Origin of the sequence: Tepidimonas sp. (assembly GCF_036824975.1) — a bacterium.
GTDB lineage: Bacteria > Pseudomonadota > Gammaproteobacteria > Burkholderiales > Burkholderiaceae_C > Tepidimonas.
Map to the genome: position 1 here is coordinate 19688 of NZ_DAISZC010000020.1, position 8146 is coordinate 27833.

Sequence of the window (8146 nt, forward strand, 5' to 3'; positions counted from 1 at the left end):
GCACCATGCTGGCCAAGCGCATCATTCCGTGTCTGGACGTCACTGGCGGGCGCGTCGTCAAGGGCGTCAACTTCGTTGGCCTGCGCGACGCCGGCGATCCGGTCGAGATTGCCGCCCGCTACAACGAACAGGGCGCCGACGAGCTCACCTTCCTGGACATCACCGCCACCAGCGACGGGCGCGATCTGATCCTGCCTATCATCGAGGCGGTGGCCAGCCAGGTTTTCATCCCGCTGACCGTGGGCGGCGGCGTGCGCACGGTGGACGACGTGCGTCGGCTGCTCAACGCCGGGGCCGACAAAGTCAGCTTCAATTCGGCCGCCATCGCTAACCCACAGGTGATTCAGCAGGCTGCGGGCAAGTACGGCTCACAGTGCATCGTGGTGGCCATCGACGCCAAGCGCCGCAGCGCCGCCGAGGCGCAGCGCCCGGGCGCCGATGGCGCCCCCATCGGCCCGGGCTGGGACGTCTACTCGCACGGCGGCCGCCGGAACACGGGGCTGGATGCGGTGGCTTGGGCGCGCCAGATGGCGGCCTGCGGCGCGGGCGAAATCCTGCTGACCAGCATGGACCGCGACGGCACCCAGGCCGGCTTCGACTTGGCGCTGACGCGAGCCGTCAGCGACGCGGTGGATGTGCCGGTGATCGCCTCGGGAGGCGTGGGCACACTGGAGCACCTGGTCGAGGGCATCCGCGTCGGCGGCGCCGACGCGGTACTGGCTGCCAGTATTTTCCATTACGGCACCTACACCATCGCCCAGGCCAAGCAGCGGCTGGCCGAAGCCGGTATTGCGGTGCGGCAGTGACGGAGGCGACCATGGACTGGCTCGATCAGGTCAAGTGGGACGCGCAGGGGCTGGTGCCCGTGGTCGCGCAGGAGCAGGCTAGCGGCGACATACTGATGGTCGCCTGGATGAACCGTGAGGCCTTGCAAAAAACCGCCGAGCTGGGTCGCGCCGTCTACTACAGCCGCTCGCGCGGCCGCCTGTGGTACAAGGGAGAGGAGTCGGGCCACGTGCAGCAGGTGCACGAGATTCGCCTCGACTGCGACCACGACGTCGTGCTGCTGAAGGTGACGCAGCTCGGCCACGAACCGGGCATTGCCTGCCACACCGGACGCCACAGCTGCTTCTTCCAGCGGCTGGACGTGGCGCGCGGTGTCTGGCAGACGGTGGAGCCCGTGCTCAAAGACCCCGAGACCATCTACCGCTGAGCCATGACCAACACCCCGCCGCTGGACACCCTGCTGCGCCTGGCCGCCGTCATCGACAGCCGCAAGCCCGCTGCCGGTGGCGATCCGGACAGGAGCTATGTTGCCCGCCTGCTGCACAAGGGGCCGGACGCGTTCCTGAAAAAAATCACCGAAGAAGCCGGTGAGGTGGTGATGGCCGCCAAGGATCTGCAGCACGGCGCGGGCAGCGCGCCCGCGCTGGTGGGGGAGGTGGCCGATCTGTGGTTTCACAGCCTGATCGCGCTGGCGCACTTCGGACTGGGTCCTGCGGACGTGGTGGCCGAGCTGGCCCGCCGCGAGGGCCTGTCCGGCTTGGAGGAAAAAGCCCTGCGTCAAGCGCGCGTGCGCGAGGCCGAGGCTGCACCGCCGGCGGCGTGAAGTCGCTGGCCCGACTGTCACTGGAGTTTGACATGAGCCCACCCGACGATCCCATCGACGTCACCCCCAAGCGCGTGACCGTGGACGCGGCGCCCACGGCCGAAGCGCTGGCCAGCCTGCGCCAGCTGACGCTGGTCGTCTACATCCTGTACGCGCTGTCGTGGTTGGTCGGCATCACGGCGTTGGTGGCCATCATCATCAACTATGTCAAGCGCGCCGACGTGGCCGGCACCCTGTACGAGAGCCATTTCACATGGCAGATCCGCACCTTCTGGTGGGGGCTGCTGTGGGCGCTGCTGGGCGGCGTGACGATGGTGATCGGTGTCGGCTTCGTGATTCTGCTGGCCGCGTTCGTCTGGACCGTCTACCGCCTGGTCAAAGGGTTTTTGTACTGGAATGACCGCAAGCCGCTGCCGGTGTGACAGCGAGGTTTGCCCCGTGGCGGGTGCGGCATCGGTGCGCGCTGCGCGGCGTTGCCGCGCCAGGGCCAGCGCCTGCGCGAGCCCTGGACAACGCGGGCCGCGGCCCAGGGGCGTGGAGCCAGGCCGGCGACCGCGTGGTCTCAGACGCCCGCCCCAAGGCTACTGCCCGCTTGTTTTTCCGTCCCGGAGTCGTCATGTCTGTTGACCCTAACTGCATTTTCTGCAAAATCATTGCCGGCCAGATTCCGAGCCGCAAGGTGTATGAGGACGATGACCTGTACGCCTTCCACGACATCCACCCGTGGGCGCCGGTGCATTTTCTGCTCGTGCCCAAGGCGCACATTCCGTCGATGGCGCAGCTGACCCCGGAGCACGAGCGTCTGATGGGGCGGCTGATGGTGCTGGCGCCCCGCCTGGCGCTGGAGCAGGGCTGCCTGCCCTATCCGCAAGGGGGCTTTCGCATCGTCTGCAACACCGGCGAACACGGCGGGCAGGAGGTGCACCACCTGCACGTGCACGTCATCGGCGGTCCGCGACCGTGGCGCAAGGGGTAAGACCGCGGGCAAGCCGCGGGATGGCCCTCGAATGGGGCGCACCCATCCGTGGCAACAGCGGTGTGGCCAGTGGCGCTGCGACGGCGTGCCGGGCCCGGCGGGCGTTGTCGGTGCGTCATACCCCTGCCGGCACTTTGCGGCACAATGCGGCCCGTGTCGCCGTTCGCCGCGAACCGGCGGTGCTGCGTAGAATCAAATATCGGTATCGGGGCCGTCTGCCCCGTCGTTGGAGTCAAGCATGGGCAGTTTTTCCATTTGGCACTGGCTGGTCGTTTTGCTGATCGTCGTGCTGGTGTTCGGCACCAAGAAGCTGAAGAACCTGGGGTCTGACCTGGGCGCGGCGGTCAAGGGCTTCAAGGACGGCATGGCCCATGGCGGGTCGTCTGAATCCACCACGGCTGCCACGCCGCAGGTGACCGCCGACAAGGCGGCCGAAAAGACCACCATCGACGTCGACGCCAAGACCAAGTCGTAAGCGCCGTTTGCCGGCATGATCGACCTGGGAATCTCCAAGCTGGCCCTGATCGGGGTAGTGGCGCTGGTGGTCATTGGCCCCGAGCGGCTGCCGCGGGTAGCCCGCACGGTGGGTGCCCTGCTCGGGCGCGCGCAGCGGTACGTCGCCGAGGTCAAGGCTGAGGTCAACCGCACCATCGAGCTCGAAGAGCTCAAGCGCATGAAGGAGTCGGTCGAGCGCACCGCGCGCGAGGTCGAGTCGCAGGTCGGGTCGGCGGCGGCCGACTTCGAGCGCGAATGGTCGGAAGTGACGGCGGGGCTGCCCGGCAGCACCGCCTCGGCGCCGGCCCCCGACCTGTCGTCGATCGGCACGCCGCTGTACCCGCAATACCGCCGGCCGAAAAAGAACTTCCGCCTCAAGCGTCAGGCCATTCCGCAGTGGTACAAGGCCCGCGCGGGCTTGCGGAGCCGGGCCCTGTCCGGGGCGGCGCGGGTGGCGCGCTACCGCCCCAAACTCCCTTCGCGTTGAACCATGTCCGATCCCCGTGACCCAGCCGACGAACTGGCTGGCACCGAGCAGCCTTTCGTCGCGCACCTGATGGAGCTGCGCGACCGCATTCTGTACGCGCTGGCCGGGGTGGGGGTATGCATGGCGCTGCTGGCCATCTGGCCCGGCCCCAGCGGTCTAATCGACTTCATCGCCCAGCCCATCCGCGCGCACATGCCGCCCGATGCGCGCCTCATCGCCGTCGGGGTGTTCACGCCGTTTTTCGTGCCGCTGAAGGTGCTGATGATGGCCGGGCTGCTGATGGCGCTGCCCTGGGTCATCTACCAAATCTGGGCATTTGTCGCGCCCGGCCTGTACAGCCACGAAAAACGCTTCGCGCTGCCGCTGATCGTCATTGGCAGCGCGCTGGCCTATCTGGGCATCGCATTCGTGCAGTTTTTCGTGCTGGACAAGATGTTTGCGTTTATCCAGGGCGTGACACCGGCCAGCGTCAACGCCACGCCCGACATCGCCTCGTACGTCGAGGCCATCTTGTCGCTGTACCTGGCTTTTGGGTTGGCCTTCCAGGTGCCGGTGGTGGTGATGCTGCTGGTGCGCTTCGACATGGTCAGCATCGACAAGCTCAAGTCGTTTCGCGGCTACTTCATCGTGGTGGCCTTCATCATCGCCGCCATCGTCACGCCGCCGGACGTGATTTCGCAGGTCGCGCTGGCGGTGCCGATGTGCCTGCTGTACGAGCTGGGCATCATCGGCGCGCGCTGGTTCGTGCGCGCCACCCGCGCGCCCGACGCCGAGGCGTCCGAAGGGGGCGCGGCCGACGGGCGTTGACGCGCCGCCATCCGACGCCGATCGGCACGCGCGCGGCGGCTTAGCGCGCCAGATGCTGTGGATTGGGGCGGCGGCCCGGCACTACCGTCAGGCGCTGCGTGCCGTCGCGGCGCTGGATTTCGAGGCTCGCCGGCTGGCCCGGGCGCAGCGCCGCCACCGCCGCCAGCAGTCCCTGTACGTCCCGCACGGGCGTGTCGTCCACGCGGGTGATCACGTCACCCGGGCGGATGCCGGCCTGATCGGCGGGTCCGCCTTTGAGCACCCCGGTGACGATCACGCCGCGGGCGCGCGGCACCCCGAAGTGTTCGGCCAGCTCGGGGCTGAGCTCCTGTGGCTCCACGCCGATCCAGCCGCGCGTGACCGCGCCGTCGCGCACGATGGCCTCCATGACGTCGCGGGCGGTGGCCATCGGAATGGCAAAGCCGATGCCCATTGAGCCGCCCGAGCGCGAATAGATGGCGGTGTTGATACCGACCAGGTGGCCTTCGGCGTCGACCAGCGCGCCGCCTGAGTTGCCTGGGTTGATGGCGGCGTCGGTCTGGATGAAGTTCTCAAACGTATTGAGCCCCAGGTGGGTGCGGCCCAGGGCGCTGACGATGCCAGCGGTCACCGTCTGGCCGACCCCGAACGGGTTGCCGATCGCCAGCACCCGGTCGCCGATTTCCAGCGACTCCGAGCGCCCGAGCACGATCACCGGCAGGTCGGGCAGGTCGATGCGCAGCACCGCCAAGTCGGTGTCCGGATCGGTGCCGATCACCCGCGCCGGGGCCTGCCGCCCGTCACTGAGCTGCACCATGATGTCGTCCGCACCTTCGATCACGTGGTTGTTGGTGAGGATGTAGCCCTGTGGACTGACGATCACCCCCGAACCCAGACCGGTCTGGGGGACGAGGTCGTCGGCGTCGTTGCCAAACAGGTCGCGAAACCACGGCTCGTCGGCGTGGGGATTGGGCGTCGTCTTGCTGGCACGGATGCTGACCACCGCCGGCGCGGCGGCCTTGGCGGCCTGGCTAAGGCTGTTGGCCGCCACCGCGCCGCCGCGCACGTCGGGGCTGACCTCGAGCACCGGCACCAGCCCGGATAGGGCCGGACGCCGGGCCAGCCAATGCGGCTTCAGTGTCGCCACCACGAACCACAGCGCCAGCAGCACGGTGACGGTCTGGGAAAACAGCAGCCAGTAGCGCTTCATGCGAATTCATGTTGGGCGCGGCTGGAGTCACCCGGCGGCGTCGGCAATGGAGCGGACGCCACCGATGACCCAGTCCGCGTTAAGATTGATATGGGTCAAAGACGACAGCGGTGTTTGCCGCTTCAATGATGGCGTTCGACGACCCTGGAGCAGCCACCCATGAAAGCGATTGTGGACCTTTTTTCGACCGATTACGGCCTCATGAGCCTGGGGGTGATCGTCTTCATCATCGCGATGGCCGGATGGTACTGGCGTTTTTTCAGCCGCAAGATGAACGAATCACAACGTTCCGCGGGCGAATCGTGACCCGCTGACCGCGCACGGCCGCCGCTGGTGCGACAATGCCGCCCATGGCGGTATTGCAGAGGCAGCACAGTGGCGATGGCGTGGCGCGCGAGACGCTGCTGGCCACGCTGGATACCTGGCTGGAGCCCGGGCGCTTCCAGGACTACGGGCCCAATGGCCTGCAGGTCGAGGGTCGGGCGCGGGTGCGGCGCCTGGTCAGCGGGGTCACGGCCAGCCTGGCGCTGATCGAAGCTGCCATCGCCGACGGTGCCGATGCGATTCTGGTGCACCATGGCCTGTTCTGGCGGGGCCAGAAGGGCACCGTCACCGGATGGATGAAGCAGCGCCTTCAGCGCCTGCTGGGTCACGACGTCAACCTGCTGGCCTACCACCTGCCGCTGGATGCGCACCCGCAGCTGGGCAATAACGCGCAGCTGGGGCGTCGGCTGGGCTTTGCGCCCGACGGCGACGGCTGGCAGCGCTTTGGCGAGCAGCAGCTCGGGTTTGCCGGCCGCAGTCCGGTGGCGTCGCTGGCCGAGCTGGTGTCCTTGGTGCAGACGGTGCTGGGCCGCAACGTGACCGTGGTGCCCGGCGACGGCCGTCCGATCCGGCGCATCGGCTGGTGCAGCGGGGGCGCCCAGGGGTACTTCGAGGCGGCCATCGCCGCCGGCGTCGATGCCTTTCTGACCGGTGAAATCTCCGAGCCGCAGGCGCACCTGGCGCGCGAAAGTGGGGTGGCCTTTTTGGCCGCTGGGCATCACGCCACCGAACGCTACGGCGCAGCGGCCGTGGGGGCACGCTTGGCCGAGGAGCTGGGGCTGGCGCACCGTTTCATCGATATCGACAATCCGGCGTAACGATACGCTGCGGCCAGTCGCTCCGCTTTCCCTCATGTCCCACCGATCTGTCGATCGCCTGTGCTCCGCTGCCCCCGTGGCCATCACGATGGGCGACGCCGCCGGCATCGGTCCCGAAATCGTGGTGGAGGTGTTCCGCCGTCGGCCCGAGTGGTCGTCACGCTGCGTCGTCATCGGCGACTTGGCGGCGCTGCGCCGCGCGGCGCGCGCAACGGGCGGCCTGTTGCCGATGGCCGAGCTGTCCGGCCCGGCGCAGGCGGCAACGGTGCCACCGCGCTGCGTGCCCGTGTGGCCGGCGGTGCGTCTGCAGCGCCTGCCGCCTTTTGGCACCATCGACGCAGCGGCCGGGCGCGCCGCTGCCGACGCGGTCGAGCTCGCCGCCGAAGCGGCGTTGCGGGGCGAAGTGGCCGCGGTGGTGACGGCCCCCCTGCACAAGGAGGCGCTGGCGGCAGCCGGGCTGCCGTACCCAGGGCATACCGAGCTGCTGCAGGCCGTGGCCGCACGCCACCTGGGGTGCACGCCTGCCGAGCTGCCGGTGCGCATGATGCTCAGCAGCCCCGAGCTGCGCACCGTGTTGGTGTCGATCCATGTGCCGCTGCGCCAAGCCATCGAGGCCGTCACCACCGAGGCGGTGTGGGAGACGCTGCGCATCACCCACGCCCATTTCACGCAGCGCCTGCGCTGGCCGCGCTGCCGCATCGCGGTGGCCGGCCTCAACCCGCACGCCGGCGAGGGCGGGCTGTTCGGACGCGAGGACATCGAGCACATCGCGCCCGCCGTCGAGCGCGCGCGCGCCGCGGGCTGGGACGTCAGCGGCCCGCACCCGCCCGACACGGTGTTCCTGCGCGCGCGTGAGGGGGCGTTCGACGTGGTCATCGCCATGTACCACGACCAGGGTTTGATCCCGGTCAAATATCTGGGCCTGGCGCACGGCATCAACACCACGCTGGGTTTGCCCTTCGTGCGCACCAGCCCCGATCACGGCACCGCCTTCGACATCGCCGGGCGGGGGGTGGCCGACCCGTCGAGCCTGATGGCCGCCATCGACGCGGCACTGCAGGCTGTGCAGCCACCGGCACCGGTTGCCGTGCCGCAGTGAGCGCCGCGCATGCCGCATCCGACGGCGATGGGCGCGTTGCGCCGCGGCAGCTACCGTCCCGTCGGGGGGCTGCCGGGGGCGGGCTTACGCTTTGCCCATCCGGGTCAACCCTCGGTCATCCGATACAATGGTCGGTGGTTCAGGGCGCAGGCCGCCGGTGACCAGCGCCATTTCGTTTGCGTTCGTTGCACAGGAAGGGTCCCTCTATGAGCGAAGCCACCGTCAATCAAGAGCGCCGGACCTGGCTGATCACCTCGTGCGCCGTGGGTGGCGCAGGGGCGGCCGCGGTCGCCGTTCCCTTCGTCAGTTCGTTCGCGCCGTCCGAGCGGGCCAAGGCGGCCG

The 8146-nt window shown here is 68.8% G+C and carries 13 protein-coding genes; 12 read left to right on the forward strand and 1 reads right to left on the reverse strand.

What is annotated here, in order from left to right:
• Positions 1-5 precede the first annotated feature (5 nt).
• The 8 genes from hisF (at position 6) to tatC (ending at position 4374) form a co-directional block, all read left to right on the forward strand.
• Positions 6-806: an imidazole glycerol phosphate synthase subunit HisF gene (gene hisF / locus V7Z54_RS03975; protein ID WP_334134515.1), complete on the forward strand. Its 801-nt coding sequence runs from the start codon at positions 6-8 to the stop codon at positions 804-806.
• A gap of 11 nt (positions 807-817) precedes the next feature.
• A complete protein-coding gene (hisI, locus tag V7Z54_RS03980; RefSeq protein ID WP_334134516.1) occupies positions 818-1213 on the forward strand; it encodes a phosphoribosyl-AMP cyclohydrolase in 396 nt (131 codons plus the stop codon).
• 3 nt (positions 1214-1216) lie between these two features.
• On the forward strand, positions 1217-1609 hold the full coding sequence (locus V7Z54_RS03985; RefSeq protein ID WP_334134517.1) for a phosphoribosyl-ATP diphosphatase: 393 nt from the start codon (positions 1217-1219) through the stop codon (positions 1607-1609).
• 32 nt (positions 1610-1641) lie between these two features.
• Positions 1642-2031, forward strand: coding sequence for a DUF4870 family protein (locus V7Z54_RS03990; protein ID WP_334134519.1), 390 nt, complete (start codon positions 1642-1644; stop codon positions 2029-2031).
• 194 nt (positions 2032-2225) lie between these two features.
• Positions 2226-2585 carry a histidine triad nucleotide-binding protein gene (locus V7Z54_RS03995; RefSeq protein ID WP_334134520.1) on the forward strand — a complete coding sequence of 120 codons (360 nt, stop codon included), beginning with the start codon at positions 2226-2228 and terminating at the stop codon, positions 2583-2585.
• 238 nt (positions 2586-2823) lie between these two features.
• Positions 2824-3060, forward strand: coding sequence for a Sec-independent protein translocase subunit TatA (gene tatA, locus V7Z54_RS04000; RefSeq protein ID WP_334134521.1), 237 nt, complete (start codon positions 2824-2826; stop codon positions 3058-3060).
• Between the two features lie 15 nt (positions 3061-3075).
• Positions 3076-3567, forward strand: a complete 492-nt coding sequence (gene tatB, locus V7Z54_RS04005) for a Sec-independent protein translocase protein TatB (protein WP_334134522.1) — start codon at positions 3076-3078, stop codon at positions 3565-3567.
• A 3-nt stretch (positions 3568-3570) separates the two neighbouring features.
• Positions 3571-4374 carry a twin-arginine translocase subunit TatC gene (gene tatC / locus V7Z54_RS04010; protein ID WP_334134523.1) on the forward strand — a complete coding sequence of 268 codons (804 nt, stop codon included), beginning with the start codon at positions 3571-3573 and terminating at the stop codon, positions 4372-4374.
• A 40-nt stretch (positions 4375-4414) separates the two neighbouring features.
• Here the strand turns inward: tatC and V7Z54_RS04015 are convergent, their stop codons facing one another.
• Positions 4415-5563, reverse strand: coding sequence for a S1C family serine protease (locus V7Z54_RS04015; protein WP_334134525.1), 1149 nt, complete (start codon positions 5561-5563; stop codon positions 4415-4417).
• Positions 5564-5722: 159 nt separating this feature from the next.
• Between V7Z54_RS04015 and V7Z54_RS04020 the strand changes: the two genes are divergently transcribed.
• The 4 genes from V7Z54_RS04020 to V7Z54_RS04035 form a co-directional block, all read left to right on the forward strand.
• On the forward strand, positions 5723-5869 hold the full coding sequence (locus V7Z54_RS04020; RefSeq protein ID WP_334134527.1) for a DUF3149 domain-containing protein: 147 nt from the start codon (positions 5723-5725) through the stop codon (positions 5867-5869).
• A 44-nt stretch (positions 5870-5913) separates the two neighbouring features.
• Positions 5914-6705: a Nif3-like dinuclear metal center hexameric protein gene (locus V7Z54_RS04025; RefSeq protein WP_334134529.1), complete on the forward strand. Its 792-nt coding sequence runs from the start codon at positions 5914-5916 to the stop codon at positions 6703-6705.
• 34 nt (positions 6706-6739) lie between these two features.
• Entirely contained in the window at positions 6740-7804 is a 1065-nt protein-coding gene (gene pdxA / locus V7Z54_RS04030; protein WP_334134531.1) for a 4-hydroxythreonine-4-phosphate dehydrogenase PdxA, read from the forward strand.
• Positions 7805-8010: 206 nt separating this feature from the next.
• On the forward strand, positions 8011-8146 hold a 136-nt coding region (locus V7Z54_RS04035; protein WP_334134537.1), incomplete at its 3' end, for a ubiquinol-cytochrome c reductase iron-sulfur subunit N-terminal domain-containing protein.

What these genes read in the sequence shown, in the direction of transcription:
- hisF (WP_334134515.1), top strand. Translation starts at nt 6, where the DNA reads ATGCTGGCCAAGCGCATCATTCCGTGTCTGGACGTCACTGGCGGGCGC.
- hisI (WP_334134516.1), top strand. Translation starts at nt 818, where the DNA reads ATGGACTGGCTCGATCAGGTCAAGTGGGACGCGCAGGGGCTGGTGCCC.
- V7Z54_RS03985 (WP_334134517.1), top strand. Translation starts at nt 1,217, where the DNA reads ATGACCAACACCCCGCCGCTGGACACCCTGCTGCGCCTGGCCGCCGTC.
- V7Z54_RS03990 (WP_334134519.1), top strand. Translation starts at nt 1,642, where the DNA reads ATGAGCCCACCCGACGATCCCATCGACGTCACCCCCAAGCGCGTGACC.
- V7Z54_RS03995 (WP_334134520.1), top strand. Translation starts at nt 2,226, where the DNA reads ATGTCTGTTGACCCTAACTGCATTTTCTGCAAAATCATTGCCGGCCAG.
- tatA (WP_334134521.1), top strand. Translation starts at nt 2,824, where the DNA reads ATGGGCAGTTTTTCCATTTGGCACTGGCTGGTCGTTTTGCTGATCGTC.
- tatB (WP_334134522.1), top strand. Translation starts at nt 3,076, where the DNA reads ATGATCGACCTGGGAATCTCCAAGCTGGCCCTGATCGGGGTAGTGGCG.
- tatC (WP_334134523.1), top strand. Translation starts at nt 3,571, where the DNA reads ATGTCCGATCCCCGTGACCCAGCCGACGAACTGGCTGGCACCGAGCAG.
- V7Z54_RS04015 (WP_334134525.1), bottom strand. Translation starts at nt 5,563, where the DNA reads ATGAAGCGCTACTGGCTGCTGTTTTCCCAGACCGTCACCGTGCTGCTG.
- V7Z54_RS04020 (WP_334134527.1), top strand. Translation starts at nt 5,723, where the DNA reads ATGAAAGCGATTGTGGACCTTTTTTCGACCGATTACGGCCTCATGAGC.
- V7Z54_RS04025 (WP_334134529.1), top strand. Translation starts at nt 5,914, where the DNA reads ATGGCGGTATTGCAGAGGCAGCACAGTGGCGATGGCGTGGCGCGCGAG.
- pdxA (WP_334134531.1), top strand. Translation starts at nt 6,740, where the DNA reads ATGTCCCACCGATCTGTCGATCGCCTGTGCTCCGCTGCCCCCGTGGCC.